This is a genomic window from Streptomyces sp. NPDC052023 (assembly GCF_044548465.1).
Lineage (GTDB): Bacteria > Actinomycetota > Actinomycetes > Streptomycetales > Streptomycetaceae > Streptomyces.
Genome location: NZ_JBIUBW010000015.1, coordinates 114,906 through 134,347, shown reverse-complemented (window position 1 = coordinate 134,347; position 19,442 = coordinate 114,906). Strand labels below are relative to the sequence as shown.

The 19,442-nt window shown below is 73.2% G+C and carries 13 protein-coding genes; 8 read left to right on the top strand and 5 right to left on the bottom strand.

Annotated elements, in window-relative coordinates; all coding sequences use genetic code 11:
• Positions 1-263: 263 nt before the first annotated feature.
• Both ACIHCM_RS26660 and ACIHCM_RS26655 read right to left on the bottom strand, forming a co-directional pair.
• The gene (locus tag ACIHCM_RS26660; protein WP_399900678.1) at positions 264-1,022 is read right to left on the bottom strand and encodes an SDR family oxidoreductase; all 759 of its coding nucleotides are present in this window, start codon (positions 1,020-1,022) and stop codon (positions 264-266) included.
• 82 nt (positions 1,023-1,104) lie between these two features.
• Complete coding sequence (locus ACIHCM_RS26655; RefSeq protein WP_399900676.1) at positions 1,105-1,791, bottom strand: SDR family oxidoreductase; 687 nt, start codon at positions 1,789-1,791, stop codon at positions 1,105-1,107.
• A 326-nt stretch (positions 1,792-2,117) separates the two neighbouring features.
• Here ACIHCM_RS26655 and ACIHCM_RS26650 point away from each other — a divergent pair, with 326 nt between their 5' ends.
• The 3 genes from ACIHCM_RS26650 (at position 2,118) to ACIHCM_RS26640 (ending at position 6,824) form a co-directional block, all read left to right on the top strand.
• Positions 2,118-2,915, top strand: coding sequence for an oxygenase MpaB family protein (locus tag ACIHCM_RS26650; protein WP_399900856.1), 798 nt, complete (start codon positions 2,118-2,120; stop codon positions 2,913-2,915).
• A 62-nt stretch (positions 2,916-2,977) separates the two neighbouring features.
• Positions 2,978-5,194 (top strand): tetratricopeptide repeat protein, encoded by a 2,217-nt coding sequence (locus tag ACIHCM_RS26645; protein WP_399900673.1) that lies wholly within the window; start codon positions 2,978-2,980, stop codon positions 5,192-5,194.
• 52 nt (positions 5,195-5,246) lie between these two features.
• Entirely contained in the window at positions 5,247-6,824 is a 1,578-nt protein-coding gene (locus ACIHCM_RS26640; RefSeq protein ID WP_399900670.1) for a phytoene desaturase family protein, read from the top strand.
• 194 nt (positions 6,825-7,018) lie between these two features.
• On the opposite strand, the gene ACIHCM_RS26635 is transcribed toward ACIHCM_RS26640, so the two are convergent.
• Positions 7,019-8,797 carry a serine hydrolase gene (locus tag ACIHCM_RS26635; protein ID WP_399900667.1) on the bottom strand — a complete coding sequence of 593 codons (1,779 nt, stop codon included), beginning with the start codon at positions 8,795-8,797 and terminating at the stop codon, positions 7,019-7,021.
• Between the two features lie 182 nt (positions 8,798-8,979).
• Between ACIHCM_RS26635 and ACIHCM_RS26630 the strand changes: the two genes are divergently transcribed.
• The 3 genes from ACIHCM_RS26630 to ACIHCM_RS26620 all read left to right on the top strand — a co-directional run bounded on the left by ACIHCM_RS26630 (position 8,980) and on the right by ACIHCM_RS26620 (position 13,028).
• Positions 8,980-10,092, top strand: a complete 1,113-nt coding sequence (locus ACIHCM_RS26630; protein ID WP_399900664.1) for a nitronate monooxygenase — start codon at positions 8,980-8,982, stop codon at positions 10,090-10,092.
• Positions 10,089-11,636, top strand: coding sequence for an acyl-CoA synthetase (locus ACIHCM_RS26625; RefSeq protein ID WP_399900661.1), 1,548 nt, complete (start codon positions 10,089-10,091; stop codon positions 11,634-11,636). Before ACIHCM_RS26630 ends, ACIHCM_RS26625 begins: the two co-directional genes overlap by 4 nt.
• Positions 11,637-11,759: 123 nt before the next feature.
• Positions 11,760-13,028 carry a DUF418 domain-containing protein gene (locus ACIHCM_RS26620; protein WP_399900658.1) on the top strand — a complete coding sequence of 423 codons (1,269 nt, stop codon included), beginning with the start codon at positions 11,760-11,762 and terminating at the stop codon, positions 13,026-13,028.
• A gap of 39 nt (positions 13,029-13,067) precedes the next feature.
• On the opposite strand, the gene ACIHCM_RS26615 is transcribed toward ACIHCM_RS26620, so the two are convergent.
• Positions 13,068-15,479 carry a penicillin acylase family protein gene (locus ACIHCM_RS26615; protein ID WP_399900655.1) on the bottom strand — a complete coding sequence of 804 codons (2,412 nt, stop codon included), beginning with the start codon at positions 15,477-15,479 and terminating at the stop codon, positions 13,068-13,070.
• Between the two features lie 110 nt (positions 15,480-15,589).
• Between ACIHCM_RS26615 and ACIHCM_RS26610 the strand changes: the two genes are divergently transcribed.
• Positions 15,590-17,122 carry an acyl-CoA synthetase gene (locus ACIHCM_RS26610; RefSeq protein WP_399900652.1) on the top strand — a complete coding sequence of 511 codons (1,533 nt, stop codon included), beginning with the start codon at positions 15,590-15,592 and terminating at the stop codon, positions 17,120-17,122.
• Here ACIHCM_RS26610 and paaK read toward each other — a convergent pair.
• Positions 17,091-18,386 carry a phenylacetate--CoA ligase PaaK gene (gene paaK / locus ACIHCM_RS26605; protein WP_399900649.1) on the bottom strand — a complete coding sequence of 432 codons (1,296 nt, stop codon included), beginning with the start codon at positions 18,384-18,386 and terminating at the stop codon, positions 17,091-17,093. The genes ACIHCM_RS26610 and paaK overlap by 32 nt on opposite strands.
• A gap of 169 nt (positions 18,387-18,555) precedes the next feature.
• On the opposite strand from paaK, the gene ACIHCM_RS26600 reads away from it, so the two are divergent.
• A complete protein-coding gene (locus tag ACIHCM_RS26600; protein ID WP_399900645.1) occupies positions 18,556-19,407 on the top strand; it encodes an alpha/beta fold hydrolase in 852 nt (283 codons plus the stop codon).
• Positions 19,408-19,442: the final 35 nt, after the last annotated feature.

Sequence of the window (19,442 nt, the reverse complement as noted above, 5' to 3'; positions counted from 1 at the left end):
CGAGGACGACCGCCTGGACGAGGCTCGGAGCCAGGGCTGAAGCGTGCTCGCGGTGGGCCCCGCGAGCGTCGTCACGGACCCCCACGCCATGAGGGCGCTCGCCCCTCGCGTTGCCCCGCCCAACGTGCCGCCGACTCGCGAGGGGAAGCCTTACAGCTCGCCGAGCCCGAGAGTGCCGACCTTCTGTCACTGGCAGCCAAGGCCTAAGTGGCCTGGGCGGATTCGTACTCCCCATCCGCTCCAGCGACCGGCAGTGTGCGCCCTCAGCCGACCAGCTGCTGTCCGCCGTCGATGTCGTAGGTCGCGCCGGTCAGGGCCGTGTTCGTCATCAGGTGAACGGCGAGTGCCGCCACGTCGTCCGGTCCGACGACGCGGCCGATCGGGAGTGTGGAGCGCAGTTCCTCGCGGCGGGCGTCGAGGTCCTCGCCGAGCAGCCTGGCCGACAGCGGTGTGTCAACGAACCCCGCGGCGATCAGGTTGACCCGGACGGGCGCGACTTCGAGGGCGAGACTGGCGGTGAGCGCGGGCAGGGCGGCGGTGAGCGCCGGTGCGATCCCGAGGCCGGCTCGGACCCGCCGCGCCCCGGTGCCGCCCATGAACAGCAGCGTGCCGCCCGGTCGTACCCTGTCCGCGGCGTGGCGCGCGACCTCGATGGCGAGCAGCATGTGCCCGGTGATCGCCCGGCGTGCCTCGTCGTCGTCCAGGTCCAGCGCGCGTCCGTAGGTCGGATGGCCGGCGGTGACCATCACGTGGTCGACCTGCCCCGGCAGTTCCTGGAAGAACTGCCGCAGTTGCGCCGGGTCACCGGCGTCGAAGGCGGCGGTGCTGAGCGCGTCGACCTCGTCGGCCGCCGCGCGCAACCGCTCGGGGTCCCGGCCGGTGAGAATCACCACCGCTCCCTCGGCCCGGGCGTGTCCGGCGGTCGCCAGCCCGATGCCCGCGCTGCCGCCGATCACGACCAGGGTCTGTCCGGACAGCGCCGGGTCCCGCTGGTGGTGGGCGGCCGATGGCTCGGCAGTCATGAGTCCTCCTCCGCAGTGGCGGCAGGAACGTTCGGCGGGAATCGGTCCTCGCGCGCCGCGGCCGGGCGGGGCCGGTACCCGCTCACGGGTCGAGCGGTCGCGACAGCTCCTGCTTGATCTGCCTGGTCCGCTCGTCAGCGAGGACCTCGACCCGGTCGTTCGCCACGGCGTCCAGGGTCTGCTCCGCGACATCGGCCGCGCTGATCTTCGGCGCGTCCGTGAAGGAGCTGAGGTCCGTCTCCACGAAACCGGCGTGCACACCGACCACGAGCGTCCCCTGGGTGCGCAGGCCCTCCCGCAGCGAGCCCGTGAGCGACCACTGCGCCGCCTTGGAAGCCGCGTAGCCGGGGTACTCCGGCCGTGGGATCCAGGAGGCGGCGGAGAGCATGTTCACCAGCGCGCCGCCACCGTTGCGGGCCAGCACGGGCGCGAAGGCGCGGGAGACGGCCCAGGTGCCGAAGTAGTTGATCTCCATCGCCTGGCGGGCGTCGTCCAGGGAGCCCGTCAGCAGCTCGGTGCCGAAACCGCCCACGCCCGCGTTGTTGATCACGATGGTGACGTCGCCCGCGGCGTCGGCTGCCGCCGCGACCTGCTCCGGCTCGGTGACATCCAGCCGCAGCGAGGTCAGGTCCTCGTCGGCCACGCCCGCCGGATCGCGGGCACCGGCGTAGACCTTGGACGCCCCCCGTTCGATCAGGGCACGGGCGAACGCCCGGCCGATGCCACGGTTCGCGCCGGTCACCAGGGCGACCGAGCCTGCGATCTCCATCGCGACTCCCTCCTGCCGGGGCCGTCGGGCGGCCGGGGAAAGTGCTGCGTCTCCTCCACTGCCAGCCTGCACCGGATGCCGTGGCGTTGCATGCGGCAGCCTCGCGCGACCCTGCCCTCGCCGTGCGGCGCCGGAGCTGTCGTACCGCTGCGAGCTGAGGGAGAGTGGGGGAGACGGTGCTGCGACGACGGATTCCGGGCGGGGTGAGCTCGTTGGCCACACGTGAAGGGGGTGGGGGCGCCGGACGTCGGGCCCTGGTCCCGGCGCCGTCAGGCCGCCCGGCGGGTGATCCGGGACTGTTCACACCCGCTTCCGTGACCTGGCAGATGCACGGCGACCCGATGATGTGGATCGCGGGCATCCGCGCCCTCCACCTCCAGGCGCTGCACCCGGGCGCGGTACGCGGCGTCGTGCAGAACAGCGACTTCCGGCGTGACGCCTGGGGCCGCCTGATGCGCACCGCGAACTTCGTCGGCACCACGACGTACGGCACCACCGACGCCGCCGAGCGCGCGGGCGCCCGCGTCCGGAAGATCCACAGCATGCTGCGGGCAACCGACCCGGAGACCGGCGAGGAGTACCCGGTGGACGATCCCCGTCTGCTGCTGTGGGTGCACTGCGCCGAGATCGACTCCTATCTGCACGTGCTGCGCCGCTCCGGCTACCCGCTCACCGGCGCCCAGGCCGACCGCTACATACGCGAACAGCGGGTCGGCGCCCGCCTGGTCGGCCTCGACCCCGCCGGCGTACCGGCGGACCGGGCGGAGCTGGCCGCCTACTTCGAAGAGGTCCGGCCCGAACTCGCCGCCGGACCCGAGGCCAGGGACGTCGACGCCTTCCTGCGCCGCCCGCCGGTACCCCCCGCCCTGGCACCCCTGCGCGAGCTGGTGTGGAGCCGGGTCGCCGGGCTGGCGTACGCCTCGCTGCCGTCGTACGCCCACGAGTTGTACGGCCGTCCGGCCCCCGCACCCGACGTCGTCACCCGGCGCCTGCGCCGCACCGGCACCCTGCTGCGCGCCGTCCCCGCGCATGTGCGCTGGCAACTTCCGCCCCGGCACATCCTGCGCGCCATGGCCCGGCTGGGGCCGGCCGCCCGCCCGGCGCCGTACAAACTCGAACCGTAGGTCGCCATACTGGACGGGCCAGGGGAGGGCGAGGCTCACAGTGACGGGGGCGACGGCACGCGATGGGGGAGACCAGGCTGATCCAGGGCCGGTACCGGCTGCTGGATCCGATAGGCCGCGGCGGCATGGGCGAGGTGTGGCGGGCACGTGACGAGTCGCTCGGCCGGCACGTCGCTGTGAAGTGCCTCAGGCCCCTCGGCCCGCACCACGGGGAGTCGTTCGTCCGCGTGCTGCGGGAGAGGTTCCGCCGTGAGGCCCGCGTGGCCGCCGCGCTGCAGCACCGCGGGGTGACCGTCGTCCACGACTTCGGCGAGTCCGACGGGGTGCTGTACCTGGTGATGGAGTTGCTCCAGGGCCGCAATCTCAGCCAGGTGCTGGAGGACAACAAGCGCCGTCCGCTGCCGGTCCCCGACATCGTCGACATCGCCGAGCAGGTCTCCGCGGCCCTCGCCTACACCCACCAGCAGGGCATCGTGCACCGCGACCTGAAGCCCGCCAACATGGTGCGGCTCACCGACGGCACGGTGAAGATCTGCGACTTCGGCATCGCCCGCCTGGGCGCGGACATCGGTTTCACCTCCCGCCTGACCGGCACCGGCGTCGCCATGGGCACCCCGCACTACATGTCGCCGGAGCAGATCAGCGGGGACGAGGTGGACCAGCGCAGCGACCTGTACTCCCTGGGCTGCGTGCTGTACGAACTCGCCACCGGCGTACCGCCGTTCGACCTGGGCGACGCCTGGGCGATCCTCGTCGGCCACCGCGACACCGCGCCGGAGCCGCCGCGCACCCACCGCGCCGATCTGCCCGCCGATCTGGAGCAGATCATCCTGGACCTGCTCGCCAAGCTGCCCGGCCAACGGCCGCGCGACGCCACCGAACTGGGCCGGAGAATCGGCGCGACCCGGGCCGTCCCGGCGTACGTCCCGACCGTGATCTCCGTCGAGCCCGCAGCCCGTGAGGCGCGGCTGCCGTCCTGGACGCGCGGTATGACCACCGGCCACAAGGCGGCCGGCGCGGCATTGCGCGTCCCGCCGGCGGACGCGGGCGACGGCCTCACCGGCGAGTGGATCGCCCGCCCGGTCACCGGCCCCACCCCCCGTCCGGTGCCGCCGGTCCCTCCCGAGCCGGCCGAGGAGGCGCTCACGACCCTGGTCGGACGCCACAACGCGGGCCTCAGCCTGGCCCGGCTCGGCCGCTGGTCCGAGGCGGGCGAGGTGCACCGCGCGGTCGCCGCCGAGCGCGAGCACCTCCTCGGCGCCGACCACCCCGACACCCTCGCCAGCCGCTACGAGGTCGCCTTCACCCTCAGCCGCACCGGCCGCGCGGCCGACGCCCTGCGTGAGTACACGCACGTGGCCCGGGCCCGCGAGCGGCTGCTCGGTCCGGAGCACCCGGACACCCTCGCCGCCCGGCAGGAAATGGCTTATGTGCTCGGCCAGTTGGGGCGGCCCCTGGAGGCGCATCAGGGGTACACGTCGGTGCTCGCCGTGCGGGAGCGCACCGTGGGCGCCGACCACCCCGACACGTTGCGCTGCCGCCACAACCTCGCCTTCAACCTGAGCAGACTCGGCCGCCTGGAGGACTCGTACCGGCTGGCCCGCGAGGTGGCCGACGATCGCGCCCGGGTGCTCGGCGCCGGCCATCCCGACACGCTGGTGACCCGCTTCGAAGTGGGGTATGTGCTGGGCCAGTTGGGACGATGGCCGGAAGCGCTGGACACCTACCGCGAGGTCGCCGAGGCCCGTGGCCGGGCGCTCGGCCCCGACCATCCCGACACTCTCGCCGCACGCCATGAGATCGGCATCAGCCTGGGCCGCCTGGGCCGCGGAGCGGAGGCCCTCGAGCTGTACCGCGAGCTGGTCGAGGACCGCACCCGCGTCCACGGACCCGACCACCCCGAGACCCTGCGCGCCCGGCACGGACTCGGCGTCAACCTCGGCCGCCTCGGCCGCTGGCAAGAGGCTCTCGCCGAGTCCCGGGACGTGTGCGCGATCCGGGAGCGTGTCCTCGGCGCCGACCACCCCGACACCCTGATCAGCCGCCGCGAGGCCGCTGCCGGTCTCGGCCGGCTGGGCCGCTGGGCCGACGCACTCGCCGGCCACCGCGCGGTCGCCGGCGCCCGCGAACGCGTCCTGGGCCCCGTGCACCCCGACACTCTCGCCGCCCGCAACGACGAGGCCCACTGCCTGGAGCGGCTCGGCCGGGGGCAGGAGGCGGCGGAGCTGTACCGCAGGGTGGCGGAGCTGCGCCGGCCACAGGACCCCCGCGAGACCTGACCGGGCCGGACCCGCTCTGGCCGGGCGGGATCATCGCGTGTTACCAAGAAACATGCCTGCACACGAGGGATCCCGCGCGTACGACACCGTCATCGTCGGCGGCGGCCACAACGGCCTGGTCGCCGCCGCCTACCTGGCCCGCGCCGGACGGTCGGTACTGGTGCTGGAACGGCTCGACCACACCGGCGGTGCCGCCGTCTCCAGCCGCCCGTTCCCCGGCGTCGAGGCCCGCCTCTCCCGCTACTCCTACCTGGTCAGCCTGCTCCCGCAGAAGATCGTGCGGGACCTCGGCCTCGACTTCCGGCTGCGCACCCGCACCATCTCCTCGTACACCCCCGCCGAACGCGACGGCCGGCCGACGGGGCTGCTGATCGGGGGTGGCGAGGACCGGACCCGGGAGGCCTTCGCGCGGCTGACGGGCGGCGACCGCGAGTACGAGTCCTGGCAGCGCTTCTACGGCATGACCGGCCGCGTCGCCCAGCGGGTCTTCCCCACGCTGACCGAGCCGCTGCCCACGCGGGACGAACTGCGCCGGCGCATCGACGACGAGGACGCCTGGCGGATGCTCTTCGAGGAGCCGATCGGCGTGGCCGTCGAGGACCACTTCGCCGACGACCTGGTGCGTGGCGTGGTGCTGACCGACGCGCTGATCGGCACGTTCGCCGACGCGCACGACGGGGAGCTGCGCCAGAACCGGTGCTTCCTCTACCACGTGATCGGCGGTGGCACGGGCGACTGGGACGTCCCCGTCGGCGGCATGGGCGCGCTGACCGGCGCGCTGAGCGCCGCCGCGCGGGAAGCGGGCGCCGTGGTCGCCACCGGTCACGAGGCCGTGCGGATCGACACCGACGGCCGTACCGCGGAGGTCACCTACCGCACCCACGACGGCGAGGGCGTGGCCGTCGCCCGGCACGTCCTCGTGAACGCCTCCCCGCAGGAGCTGGCCGCCCTCACCGCGGACACCCCGCCCGCCCCCGCGGAGGGCGCCCAGCTCAAGGTCAACATGCTGCTGAAGCGGCTGCCGAGGCTGCGTGACACCTCGGTCGACCCGCGTGAGGCGTTCGCCGGCACCTTCCACATCGCCGAGGGGTACGAGCAGCTGGCCACCGCCCACGCCCAGGCCGCCGCCGGGGAGCTCCCCGCCGCCCCGCCCTCCGAGATCTACTGCCACTCGCTGACCGACCCGTCGATCCTCGCCCCGGAGCTGGCCGCGCAGGGCTACCAGACGCTCACGCTGTTCGGTCTGCACACCCCTGCCCGGCTCTTCGCCCAGGACAACGACGCGGTCCGGGACGCCCTGCTGAAACCGACCCTCGCGCAGCTCGACGCCCACCTCGCCGAGCCCCTCGCCGACTGCCTGGCCACCGACGCCGACGGGCGGCCCTGCATCGAGGCCAGAACGCCGCTCGACCTGGAGCGTGACCTGCGGCTGCCCGGCGGCAACATCTTCCACCGCGAGCTGTCCTGGCCGTACGCCCAGGAGGGCACCGGCCGCTGGGGAGTGGAGACCCGGCATCCCAACGTGCTGCTCTGCGGCGCGGGCGCCGTGCGCGGCGGCGGGGTGAGCGGGGTGCCGGGGCACAACGCGGCGATGGCGGTCCTGGAGGCCGGTGCCGGCCCGTCCCGGTGACTTTCGCCCCGGCTTGATGCCCGGGGCGGGGCGCGCGTTCCTCGTGCGGCGGGGTGACACCGCCGCCGGACACGGTGGCCGGGCCGATCCGCACGGCAGGCCCGCCCCGCGGAGACCGGCGCCGTGGTGCCGTACGGCTGCGGGACGGGCACCACGCCGCCGAGCCCCGCGGACCCCGCCGCCGCAACCGCCGTTCAGTCCTTCGAGGCCGTCCACCCCGTCGGCGTGATCCGTGCCGCGTCCGCGGGCCGGGCCTCGTCGAAGAGAACGGCTCCGCCGGCCTCGGCCCGCAGGCCGTCGACGTACGCTCCACGGCCGACGTACAGCCGGTCGGTGGTGTACCGCCAGCGCAGGGTGAGTCCCGGGGCGGGCGGCAGGGCCGCCGTGAACCGGTGCCAGGTGCGGCCCGACCAGCCGGTGACCCGCCCGGCCGGGTGCTCCTCGGGTTCCTCGCCGCGCCGGACCGTGGTGAACGGAACCGGCTGCCAGGTCGCGCCGCCGTCCGTGGAGGACTCCAGGACCAGACCGTCGGACCCCGGTTCGGTGTCCCACCACAGCGCGCCACGCAGCGATGCCCCGCCCGAGGAGGTGTCGAGCGCGGGCAGGGCGAGCGTCGCGGTCGTCGAGTTCGCCATCCCGGAGAACCAGGCGGTACGGCCGCGCGCCGGGCGGACGGCCACGGCGCGCGCCAGATTGTTCGCCGCGGCGACCCGGGGTGCCGAACCGGAGCGCCAGCTTCGCACCGGGTGCACCGAGTTGCCCAGCAGCACGAGGAAGGAGTCGGTCGTCGGGTCGAGGACGAGGGAGGTGCCGGTGAAGCCGGTGTGGCCGGCGGTGCGCGGGGTGGCCATCGCGCCCATGTACCAGTGCTGGTGGAGTTCGAAGCCCAGGCCGTGCTCGTCACCGGGGAAAGCGGTGTTGAAGTCGGTGAACATCAGCTCCACCGACTCCGGCCGCAGGATCCGCGCCCGGCCGTAGGCGCCCCCGTTCAGCAGGGTCCGGCCGAGCACGGCGAGGTCCCAGGCGCAGGAGAAGATCCCGGCGTGCCCGGCGACCCCGCCGAGGCTGTACGCGTTCTCGTCGTGCACCTCGCCCCACACCAGCCCCCGGTCCAGCCCGGACCACGGCTTGCGGGCGTCCTCGGTGGCCGCGATCCGCGGTCTCCAGGAGGCCGGCGGATTGAACCGAGTGCGGTGCATACCGAGTGGAGCGGTGATCTCCTTCCGGAGCAGCGCGTCCAGACGGCGCCCGGTGATCTTCTCCAGCACCAGCTGAAGCGAGATCAGGTTGAGGTCCGAGTACAGATATCTGGTTCCGGGCGCGTTGACCGGCGCCTCGTTCCAGATGAGCCGCAGCTTCTCCTCGTACGTCGGCGCGCCGTACAGCGGAATCCACGCCCGGAACCCCGAGGTGTGCGTGAGCAGCTGCCGCACCGTGACGTCCTGCTTGCCGGCGCCCGCGAACTCGGGCAGATACGAGGCGACCGGTGCCTCCAGCTCCAGCGCGCCCCGCTCGATCTGCTGCACGGCCAGGATCGACGTGAACAGCTTGGACACCGAGGCGAGGTCGAAGACGGTGTCCTCGGCCATCGGTATCTGCTGCTCGGCCGGCAGCTCGACCGCGGTGTCGGTCTTCTCGTCGTACGCCGCGTACCGCACGGCTGTCCCGATCGGCTCGTGCAGGGCCACGGTCCCGCCCCGCCCGGCGAGCAGCACGGCCCCCGCGTACCACGGGTACTTGGGGGAGGGGCCGAGGAACGCCTCTGCGTCGGTGACGAGCCGGCGCAGATGCGAGCCGAGCAGCCCGGCGCGCTCCGGCGAGCCGCGCCGCAGGGTCGGGCGGCCGGTGCCGGAGGGCGCGGCGGCCACCGCCGGTCCCGCCGGGAAGGGCGCGAGGGTGAGTGCGCCGCCCAAGGCAAGTGCTCTGAACCCCAGTTGACGGCGGCTGAACCCGTTCGCCATCTCTTCGCCCATCGAGGACCCTCCCGTACCCGGCTGAAAGTATCTTTCGAGGACCACCATGCGGAGTGAAACTTTCCTGTCAGGGGCGGGGGTGTGTCAATGGGGCGTACGGTCCGCGGATGAGAGCCCGACAGATCTGACACTGTGTCAGAAAAGCTCTTCCGTCGTCCGGAGGACTGCGGCATCCTGCGCCCATGCAGACGGAGCTGAGCAAGCAACTGGGAGCAGAACACGCGCTTTTCGGCTTCACGCCGTTCCCCGCCGTCGCCGCGGCCCTCAGCCGGGCCGGCGGTTTCGGAGTACTCGGCGCGGTCCGCTACACCGCACCCGGCGACCTCAGGCGCGACCTCGACTGGATCGAGGCCCACGCCGAGGGGCGGCCCTACGGCCTGGACGTCGTGATGCCCGCCACCAAGGTCGAGGGCGTCAGCGAGGCCGACGTGGAGGCGATGATCCCCCAGGGGCACCGGCGGTTCGTCGAGGAGACGCTCGCCAAGTACGGCGTACCCGAACTACCCGAAGGCGAGGCGGCCGGCTGGCGCATCACCGGCTGGATGGAGCAGGTCGCCCGCACCCAGCTCGACGTCGCCTTCGACTACCCGATCCGGCTGCTCGCCAACGCCCTGGGCTCACCGCCCGCCGACGTCGTCCGGCGCGCCCACGACCGCGGCGTCCGGGTCGCCGCGCTCGCGGGCAGCGCGCGGCACGCACGCAAGCACAAGGACGCCGGGATCGACGTCGTCGTCGCCCAGGGGTACGAGGCGGGCGGCCACACCGGCGAAATCGCCTCCATGGTGCTCACCCCCGAGGTCGTCGAGGCCGTCGACCCGCTGCCCGTGCTGGCCGCCGGAGGCATCGGCAGCGGGGAACAGGTGGCCGCCGCGCTGGCGCTCGGCGCGCAGGGTGTGTGGACGGGCTCCATCTGGCTGACCACCACCGAGGCCGACCTCCACTCCCCGGCCCTCACCCGCAAACTCCTCGCGGCCACCTCCGGCGACACCGTCCGCTCCCGCGCCCTGACCGGCAAACCCGCGCGTCAGTTGCGCACCGAGTGGACCGACGCCTGGGACGACCCCGCCGGACCGGGCACCCTGCCGATGCCCCTTCAGGGCCTGCTCGTCGCCGAGGCCGTCTCGCGTATCCAGAAGTACGAGATCGACCCCCTGCTCGGCACGCCCGTCGGCCAGATCGTGGGCCGGATGACCGGCGAGCGCAGCGTCCAGGCCGTCTTCGACGACCTCACGCGCGGCTTCGAGCGGGCCGTCGACCGCATCAACCGCATCGCGGGAAGGAGCGGCACGTCATGAACCACCCCACCGGCTTCTGGGCCCAGGCAGGCGCCGATCCCGGGCGCACCGTCCTCGTCGCACCCGACGGCGAGGAGTGGACCGCCGGGCGCCTGCACGCCGCCGCCAATCGCCTGGTGCACGGGCTGCGAGCCGCCGGCCTGGAACCCGGCGACGCCTTCGCCGCCGTGCTGCCCAACGGGCCCGAGTTCCTCACGGCGTACCTGGCCGCCACCCAGGCCGGGTTCTACCTGGTCCCCGTCAACCACCACCTCGTCGGTCCCGAGATCGCCTGGATCGTCGCCGACTCCGGCGCCAAGGTCCTCATCGCCCACGAGCGGTTCGCCGACGCCGCCCGCCAGGCCGCCGACGAGGCGGGCCTGCCGTCCCGTCACCGGTACGCCGTCGGTACACCCGCGGGCTTCCGCCCGTACGCCGAACTCCTCGACGGACGGCCGGAGTCACCGCCCGGCGGCCGCACCCTCGGCTGGGTGATGAACTACACCTCGGGCACCACGGGACGCCCCCGCGGCATCCGCCGCCCGCTGCCCGGCAAGCCCCCCGAGGAGTCCTACCTCGGCGGGTTCCTCGGCATCTTCGGCATCAAGCCCCACGACGGCAACGTCCACCTGGTCTGCTCGCCGCTGTACCACACGGCGGTGCTCCAGTTCGCCGGCGCCTCGCTGCACATCGGCCACCGCCTCGTCGTCATGGACAAATGGACGCCCGAGGAGATGCTCCGCCTGATCGACACCCACGGATGCACGCACACGCACATGGTCCCGACCCAGTTCCACCGGCTGCTGGCCCTCCCGGAGGACGTCCGCCGGTCGTACGACGTCTCCTCCATGCGGCACGCCATCCACGGCGCCGCCCCCTGCCCGGACCACGTCAAACGCGCCATGATCGACTGGTGGGGGCACTGCGTCGAGGAGTACTACGCGGCCAGCGAGGGCGGCGGCGCCTTCGCCACCGCCGAGGACTGGCTGAAGAAGCCCGGTACCGTCGGCAAGGCCTGGCCGATCAGTGAACTCGCCGTCTTCGACGACGACGGCAACCGGCTGCCCCCCGGTGAACTCGGCACCGTCTACATGAAGATGAGCACCGGCGGCTTCGCCTACCACAAGGACGACGACAAGACCCGGAAGAACCGCATCGGCGACTTCTTCACCGTCGGCGACCTCGGCCTCCTCGACGAGGACGGCTACCTGTTCCTGCGGGACCGCAAGATCGACCTGATCATCTCCGGCGGCGTCAACATCTACCCCGCCGAGATCGAGTCCGCCCTGCTCGCCCACCCCGCCGTCGCCGACGCCGCCGCCTTCGGCATCCCGCACGACGACTGGGGCGAGGAGGTGAAGGCCGTCGTCGAACCGGCCCCCGGCCACGAACCCGGCCCCGCCCTCGCCGCCGCCCTCCTCGACCACTGCGCCGCCCGGCTCGCCGGTTACAAGCGCCCCAGGAGCGTCGACTTCACCAGCGAGATGCCCCGCGACCCCAACGGCAAGCTGTACAAACGGCGGCTGCGGGAGCCTTACTGGGAGGGGCGGACCCGGGCGATGTGACGCACTCGGTCGCCTGCGGCCGACCGACCGGCCGGCAGACTCGGCGCGGACGTCATCCTTCGGCCGGTCACCCTCGACCTTCGGCCGATCCTCGCCCCCGCCTCGCCCTCCTAGCGTGGCCGTATGACGACCACGACCACGGAGAGCCGCCTGCGACGCGGGGGCGTGCGGCCCGCAGAACGGGCACTCGCCCCCGACCTCGCCCGCGGGTTCATGCTGCTGGGCATCGTCCTGTCCAACACGGCCTTCCACCTCTGGACGGCCCGGCGTGGCCCCTCCGGCTGGCAGCCCGCGGACGGCTCGTGGCTCGACCACGCAGTGCAGTTCACCATGATCACCGTGCTCGATCTGCGGGTCTATCCGCTCTTCGCGTTCCTCTTCGGCTACGGCATGACGCAGCTCTACCTGCGGCAGACCGCCGCCGGCACCCCGGAGCGCGACGCCGCGAGGATCCTGCGCCGGCGCAGCCTGTGGCTGATCGCCGTCGGCCTGGCCCACTCCAGCCTGCTCATGGCGGGGGACATCATCGGCTTCTACGGCGTGCTCAGCCTCGTCCTCGGCGTGGCCTTCCTGCGGCGCGGCGACCGCGCCCTGAAGTGGTGGATCGGCCTCGCGGTCGCCCTGCTGCTCCTCACCTCCGCCGAGCCGGTCGTGTCGGCGCTGCTGCGGGGCGAGTTGGGCACGCTGGGCGACGCCGGGGCGGAGCCCGGTTTCAAGGCCTACGCGGCGGACGAGGAGAACTGGCTCGCCGCCGCGGGCATCCGGCTGGAGACCGGCCTGTTCGTCACCTTCGCTGCCGCGCCGCTGTCGCTCGTCGGCGGGGGGTTCGGGCTCTTCCTGCTCGGCTTCCTGGCCGCGCGGCACCGCGTCCTGGAGGAGCCCGGCCGCCACCGGACCCTGCTGCGGTGGACCGCCGTCGCCGGCATCGCGACCGGCTGGCTCGGCGCCCTGCCCGCGGCGCTCGCCCACGTGGGCGCCCTGGACGTACCGCCCGACGCGCAGAGCGAGTCGGGGGCGCTCACCATCCTCCGCGACGCCACCGGCAACGCCGCCGGACTCGGCTACGTCGCCGCCGTCGCGCTCTTCGCACACTGGTGGACCGGCCGCGAGCGCCGGCACGGTGCGACGGCGGTGGCCGCGGTGTCGGCCGTGGGGAAGCGGTCGCTGTCCTGCTACCTCGCCCACTCCCTGCTCTTCGCCCCGGTGCTGGCCGCCTGGGGCCTCGGGCTCGGCGCGCACCTCGGCAGCGCCGGCATGGCACTGTTCGCGGCCGGCGTCTGGCTGATCACCGTGGCCGGCGCGTACGCCCTGGAACGCGCGGGCCGCCGCGGCCCCGCCGAAGCGGTGCTGCGACGGCTGATGTACGGGTCCACGGCGGGCCGCGCACGCTGACCGGGCGCTCGCCCCGCCAGGGGCGGCACCACCGGCCTCTCAGCGGCGCTCGCGCACCACCACGACCCGGAGCGCCGGCGAGGACCAGATGTCCCGCTCGCAGAACCGGGACGTCACCCACCTCTCCCCGGAGAACAGCCGCGTCTGATCGGCGAGATGCGCGGAGCGCGGGTTCGAGGACTGGGAGTACGACAGCAGGGTCCGGGCCACCGGGCAGGAACTCCCGTCCCAGCCCACGGCCTGGATGTAGCTGGAGCCCGTCGACACCTCCGCGTACCCGCCGCCCGCCGGGTCCCACACCGGCTCGATCTTGTTCCACACACCCAGCGACTCGGTACCGCCGGGCACCGCGATCCGCTGCCCGTTCCGTACGACCACCTGGTGCGCACCGAGCCGGGAGTCCGGCGCGATACCCGCGGCCCGCAGTTCGGCCACCGTGTCCGCGAGGGCCGTCGCGAAGCCGGGGGCCGTTGTGTCCAGGGTGTGAGGGGTGCCGACCGGATCGGCGGCGGAGAACGGCACCTTCCACAGCCGGGCGGCCGGGACCGTGGCCGTCAGCTTCCGCCAGAAGCGGTCGAAGAGCAGCGCGCCCCGGCTGGAGGTGTCCATGGTGCGGTCCCAGCTGCCCAGCACCCGGCACGCCTCGGAGACGTCGACGGCCCTTCCGTCGCTGCCGGTCGCCGTGCCACCCGGCAGCGCGGCACACCCCCGCGCCGCGTCCGCCGCGGCGAGGTCCCCGGCAGGCGCCCGGTTGGCGAACTGCTGTGCCTGGAGGTCCCTCACGGTCAGACGGCCACGCCCGGCCATCGCCGCCACGTCCTGAAGCGCGCCGCGCGTGCGCAGGCTGCGGGCCGTGCCGATGTTCCCGAAGACCCGCTCGTACCCCGTCAGCGGCCGCTCGGCGTTGGCGAGCCAGGCACTGTCGTTCGAGTTCTCGGCGTACGGCGCGTCCCTGAGCACCGGCATCCTCCCCGGCCCGAACATGCCCGGCTGCACGGCGTCGGTGTCCCGGCCGAGCGCGCAGTCGCCGCGCGATCCGTCCAGCACCGCGAGCCCCGACGAGGGGTAGGTCACCTGGCCGAGCGGGGTGGAGCAGCGCCCGGTCAGCTCGTCCGTGAGGCGCGGCAGGACCTGGGACTGCGTGAAGAGGGTGTGGCCTGCCGAGTCGGCCGCGATCGTGTTCACCCACGGCAGGCCCTGCGTGCGGCGCAGGGCGGCGAGGACGTCGTCGGTGCCGCGCGCCCGGCCGAAGCCGAGTGCGGTGTCGGAGGCGCGCAGATTGGCCGCGTTGGGATCGCTGAGCGCGTACGCCGTCGTACTGGTCCACGGCAGCGGCACCGTGGCGCCGAGCGAGGTGACCACCGGCCCATACCGGGTCCACCACTGCGTCCGGGTGACCGCGGGCCCGTCCTTGACGGCGACGGTGACATGACGTTGCGTCATCCGCTCGCGCCGGCCGTCGACGACGTAGACCGTCGGGTCGGCCGGATCCAGGGTCAGCTGGTGCAGGTTGAGGGTGACCCCGGTGGCCACCGTGTGGCTCCACGCCACATGCGCGTTGTGGCCTATGGAGATGGTGGCCGTGCCGAGCAGCGATCCGCCGGAGACGTTGAGATGGCCGGGAATGGTCTGCTGCGACTGCCAGAAGCGGCGGCCGCCCTGCCACGGGTAGTGCGGATTGCCGAGCAGCAGACCACGTCCACCGGCCGTCGTGGCACCACTGAAGGCGACCGCGTTGGAGCCCATGTCAGCGCTCTCGGCGGCGAACAGCTCCCGCGCGGCCCGTGCGGTGCGCTCGGCGTCCGGCGCCACCCCGGTGCTCGTGGTGGGCGGCTGGGCGGCCGTGATGCCGTCCACGCCCCGGCCCTGACCGCCGAGCACGGCGAGCGCGTAGCCACGCGCGGCGACGTCGAGGGTGGTGACCGGCCGTACCCAGGAGGCGTTCCGGCAGGCCGGGTCGGTGATCCGGTTCTGCCTCAGCCATGCGTTGTAGCCGGCCGCGAACCCCCTCATCAGGTCCTTCGCGGCGCGGCTCGGCCCGGCCGGCTCAGGCGTGGCGAGCAGCCGCTCCACCGTGCCCGCCTCGCGGACCCCGCGGAAGTACAGGTCGCTGGAGAGGTTCCGGGCCGCCGAGGAGAGGGCCGGGTCGGACGGCGCGTCGGCGCCGAAGTGGCGCGCGCGTTCGCCGCGTACCGTCACGAAGCCGTCGGCCAGCGTGCACACCTGGTCGGCGGCCTGCGCCCAGCCGGTGCCGAAGCCGAGGTCCGCGTAGCCGCGCGCGAGGATGTGCGCAACGCCGTACTCGGTGTAGCGGATGACGGCCGACAGGCCGCCGTGCGAGGGGTGTCGCTCCGGACGGCCCTGCGCCGGCGCGGCCGCGGCGGGCAGCGCGGTGGCGGCGGTGAGCAGGGCGACTGCCATGAGGGTGAATCGTCTCAGGCGGATGTGCATCGTGCCTCCCAACGTCATTGAGGGAAGGAGCGGTTGAGCGTACCAACTGGTATGTCCGCCGCGGACGGGTCCCTTGACCTCCGCCGTACGCGGACCGAGGATCATCAGTCATGACGCCCGGACACGGCAGCACGGTTGACGGGGTGCTGCGGCGCAGCGCCCGCCGGACCCCGGCGCGCGTCGCGGTCGAGTACCGCGACCGCCGCTGGACGTACGAGGAACTCGACGACGCCGTCTCCCGGGCGGCGGGTCTCCTGCTCGGTGAGGGCCTCGCCCCCGGTGACCGGGTCGGCGCCTACGGCCACAACTCCGACGCCTACCTCATCGGTTTCCTCGCCTGCGCCCGCGCGGGCCTGGTGCACGTGCCGGTCAACCAGAACCTGACCGGCGACGACCTGACGTACATCGTCGAGCAGTCGGGCAGCGGGCTGGTCCTCGCCGACCCGGACCTGGCGGGCCGACTCCCGCAGGGCGTACGGACGCTGCCGCTGCGGGACGCAGGCGACTCGCTGCTCGCCCGCCTGCCGTCCACGACGCCCTACGACGGCCCGGATCCGCGCGCCGAGGACCTGACGCAGTTGCTCTTCACCTCGGGCACGACAGCGCTGCCCAAGGGCGCGATGATGACGCATCGCGCCCTCGTGCACGAGTACCTCAGTGCGATCACCGCCCTCGACCTCGGCGCGGGCGACCGGCCGGTGCACGCGCTGCCGCTGTACCACTCGGCGCAGATGCACGTCTTCCTGCTGCCGTATCTCGCGGTCGGCGCGACGAACGTCATCCTGGACGCCCCGGACGGCGACCAGCTCTTCGACCTGATCGAAGCCGGGCGCGTGGACAGCCTGTTCGCTCCGCCCACCGTGTGGATCGGCCTGGCGAACCGGGCCGACTTCGCCACCCGTGACCTGAGCGGGCTGCGCAAGGCGTACTACGGGGCGTCGATCATGCCGGTCCCCGTCCTGCAACGGCTGCGCGAGCGGTTGCCGGGGCTGGCGTTCTACAACTGCTTCGGCCAGAGCGAGATCGGCCCCCTGGCCACGGTCCTCACACCCGGCGAGCACACGGCCCGTCCGGCCTCCTGCGGCCGGACGGTGCTCTTCGTGGACGCCCGGGTCGTCGGCGAGGACGGCAAGGACGTGCCCGACGGCACACCCGGCGAGATCGTCTACCGCTCACCGCAGTTGTGCGAAGGCTACTGGGGCAAGCCGGAGGAGACCGCCGAGGCCTTCCGCGACGGCTGGTTCCACTCCGGAGACCTCGCGGTGCGGGACGCGGAGGGCTACCTCACGATCGTGGACCGGGTGAAGGACGTCATCAACTCCGGTGGCGTGGTCGTCGCCTCACGGCAGGTCGAGGACGCCCTCTACACCCATGAAGCCGTCGCCGAGGTCGCCGTCGTCGGTCTGCCCGACGAGAAGTGGATCGAGGCGATCACCGCCTTCGTCGTCCCGCGCGGCGAGGTGACCCCGCAGGACCTGATCGCCCACGCGCGCGAGAGGCTTCCCCACTTCAAGGCGCCGAAGCGGGTGGTGTTCGTGGACGCGCTGCCGCGCAACGCCAGCGGCAAGATCCTCAAGCGGGAGCTGCGGGACCGGTTCGGCGACGGACAGGTCAGCGCGGACGCAGATCCACGATCCGCCTGATCTTGCCCACGGACCGCTCGAGGGACTCCGGTTCGACGATCTCCACCGTCACGGACACGCCGATGCCGTCCTTCACGGCGGCCGCGATGGCCCGGGCCGCGTCGTCGCGGGTCCCGGCGGTGGCGTCCGGACGGGCCTCGGCCCGGACGGTCAGGGCGTCGAGCCTGCCCTCCCGGGTGAGACGCAGCTGGAAGTGCGGGGCCACCCCGGGGGTGCGGAGCACGATCTCCTCGATCTGGGTGGGGAAGAGGTTCACGCCGCGCAGGATCACCATGTCGTCGCTCCGGCCGGTGATCTTCTCCATCCGGCGGAAGACGCGTGCCGTGCCCGGCAGCAGCCGCGTCAGGTCCCGGGTCCGGTAGCGGATCACGGGCATGGCCTCCTTGGTGAGCGAGGTGAAGACCAGCTCGCCCCGTTCGCCGTCGGGCAGCACCTCACCGGTGACCGGATCGACGATCTCCGGGTAGAAGTGGTCCTCGTGCACATGCAGACCGTCCTTGGTGTCCCCGCACTCCTGGGCGACTCCCGGGCCGATCACCTCGGAGAGCCCGTATATGTCCACGGCGTCGATCGCGAACCGCTCCTCGATCTCCCGCCGCATCCCCTCCGTCCAGGGTTCGGCACCGAAGATGCCCACCCGGAGCGAGGTGCCCCTCGGGTCGACACCCTGGCGCTCGAACTCGTCCAGCAGCGTCAGCATGTAGGACGGTGTCACCATGATGACGCCGGGCTTCAGGTCCTGGATCAGCTGCACCTGACGGGCCGTCATGCCGCCGGATGCCGGGATCACCGTACAGCCGAGCCGCTCGGCACCGTAGTGCGCGCCCAGTCCGCCGGTGAACAGGCCGTAGCCGTAAGCCACATGCACGGTGTCGCCGGGCCGCGCGCCCGCCGCCCGCATCGAACGGGCCACCATGTCGGCCCACATCGACAGATCGTTGTCCGTGTAGCCGACGACGGTCGGGCGCCCGGTGGTACCGCTCGACGCGTGGATCCGGCGGATGCGCTCCCGGGGCACGGCGAACATCCCGTACGGGTAGTGCTCCCGCAGGTCGGCCTTGGTGGTGAACGGGAAGCGGGCGAGGCCGGCGAGGGAGCGGCAGTCGTCGGGGTGGACGCCCGCCTTGTCGAAGGACTCCCGGTAGAAGGGCACGTTGTCGTAGGCGTGCCGCAACTGTGCCCGCAGCCGCTCCAGCTGCACCGCCCGCAGTTCCTGCGGGCCCAGTCGTTCCCCCGCGTCCAGCAGGTCCGTCGTCCTCGCCATGGGACCTCTCCTTACCAACCGCAGCATCTCGGACGACCGATCATTCGGTCGAGGTGTTGTGGATCAGTAATCCAGTCCGCCCCGGCGGAAGCAAGGCCCCGGCCCGCACTTTCTGCGGCGGGCGGAAGTCCGTTGCGCGGGCCGTCGCCGGGCGTCGAGGATGCTCGCCATGCCCACTTTCCTCGCCCCTGACGGCACCCGGCTCGCCTACCATCTGCGCGGTGACGGCGCGCCGCTGGTCGTTCTGCCGGGCGGCCCCATGCGGCGCTCCACCTATCTCGGTGACCTGGGCGGCCTCGCCGCCCACCGCCGGCTGGTCCTGCTCGATCTGCGCGGCACCGGCGACTCGGAGGTGCCTGCCGACCCGGCGACCTACCGATGCGACCGCCTCGTCGACGACGTGGAGGCGCTGCGCGTCCACCTCGGTCTGGAGCGGATGGACCTGCTCGCCCACTCGGCGGGCGGCAGCCTCGCCATGCTGTACGCCGCCCGCCACCCCGGCCGGGTGGCACGGCTCGCGCTGATCACCGCGACCCCCTGGGCGCTGGACATGCCGGCGACGACCGAGGACCGGCTGGCCGCCGCGCGACTGCGGGAGGGTCAGCCCTGGTTCGCGGAGGCGTTCCCGGCGTTCGAGAAGTGGCTGCGCCAGGGCGGCGACTTCGACCCGAGGTTCATACCGTTCTTCTACGGGCGCTGGGACGAGGCCGCCGCCGCGCACGCCGAGCGGGACGAGCAGGAGAGCAACGACGAGGCGGCCGGGCGGTACGGCTCCGAGGGCGCCTTCGACGCACCCGCGACCCGCGCCGCGCTTGCGGCACTGGACGCCCCGGTCCTCGTGTACGCGGGCGAACTCGACGGCGGCCCACGGCCCGGCCTGGCCCACCGCACGGCGGAGGTCTTCCCGCACGCCGAGGTGGCCGTCCAGCCGGGCGCGGGGCACTATCCGTGGGTGGACGACCCGAAGTGGTTCACGCAACGCACCGCGGCCTTCTTCGCCCGGGGCGCTCAGGTGCATTGACCGGCGGGGCTGCCGTCCCGGGCGCGGGTCGTGGG

What these genes read in the sequence shown, in the direction of transcription:
- ACIHCM_RS26655 (WP_399900676.1), bottom strand. Translation starts at nt 1,791, where the DNA reads ATGGAGATCGCAGGCTCGGTCGCCCTGGTGACCGGCGCGAACCGTGGC.
- ACIHCM_RS26625 (WP_399900661.1), top strand. Translation starts at nt 10,089, where the DNA reads ATGAACCACCCCACCGGCTTCTGGGCCCAGGCAGGCGCCGATCCCGGG.
- ACIHCM_RS26640 (WP_399900670.1), top strand. Translation starts at nt 5,247, where the DNA reads ATGCCTGCACACGAGGGATCCCGCGCGTACGACACCGTCATCGTCGGC.
- ACIHCM_RS26630 (WP_399900664.1), top strand. Translation starts at nt 8,980, where the DNA reads ATGCAGACGGAGCTGAGCAAGCAACTGGGAGCAGAACACGCGCTTTTC.
- paaK (WP_399900649.1), bottom strand. Translation starts at nt 18,386, where the DNA reads ATGGCGAGGACGACGGACCTGCTGGACGCGGGGGAACGACTGGGCCCG.
- ACIHCM_RS26650 (WP_399900856.1), top strand. Translation starts at nt 2,118, where the DNA reads ATGCACGGCGACCCGATGATGTGGATCGCGGGCATCCGCGCCCTCCAC.
- ACIHCM_RS26620 (WP_399900658.1), top strand. Translation starts at nt 11,760, where the DNA reads ATGACGACCACGACCACGGAGAGCCGCCTGCGACGCGGGGGCGTGCGG.
- ACIHCM_RS26645 (WP_399900673.1), top strand. Translation starts at nt 2,978, where the DNA reads ATGGGGGAGACCAGGCTGATCCAGGGCCGGTACCGGCTGCTGGATCCG.
- ACIHCM_RS26600 (WP_399900645.1), top strand. Translation starts at nt 18,556, where the DNA reads ATGCCCACTTTCCTCGCCCCTGACGGCACCCGGCTCGCCTACCATCTG.
- ACIHCM_RS26660 (WP_399900678.1), bottom strand. Translation starts at nt 1,022, where the DNA reads ATGACTGCCGAGCCATCGGCCGCCCACCACCAGCGGGACCCGGCGCTG.
- ACIHCM_RS26615 (WP_399900655.1), bottom strand. Translation starts at nt 15,479, where the DNA reads ATGCACATCCGCCTGAGACGATTCACCCTCATGGCAGTCGCCCTGCTC.
- ACIHCM_RS26635 (WP_399900667.1), bottom strand. Translation starts at nt 8,797, where the DNA reads ATGGGCGAAGAGATGGCGAACGGGTTCAGCCGCCGTCAACTGGGGTTC.
- ACIHCM_RS26610 (WP_399900652.1), top strand. Translation starts at nt 15,590, where the DNA reads ATGACGCCCGGACACGGCAGCACGGTTGACGGGGTGCTGCGGCGCAGC.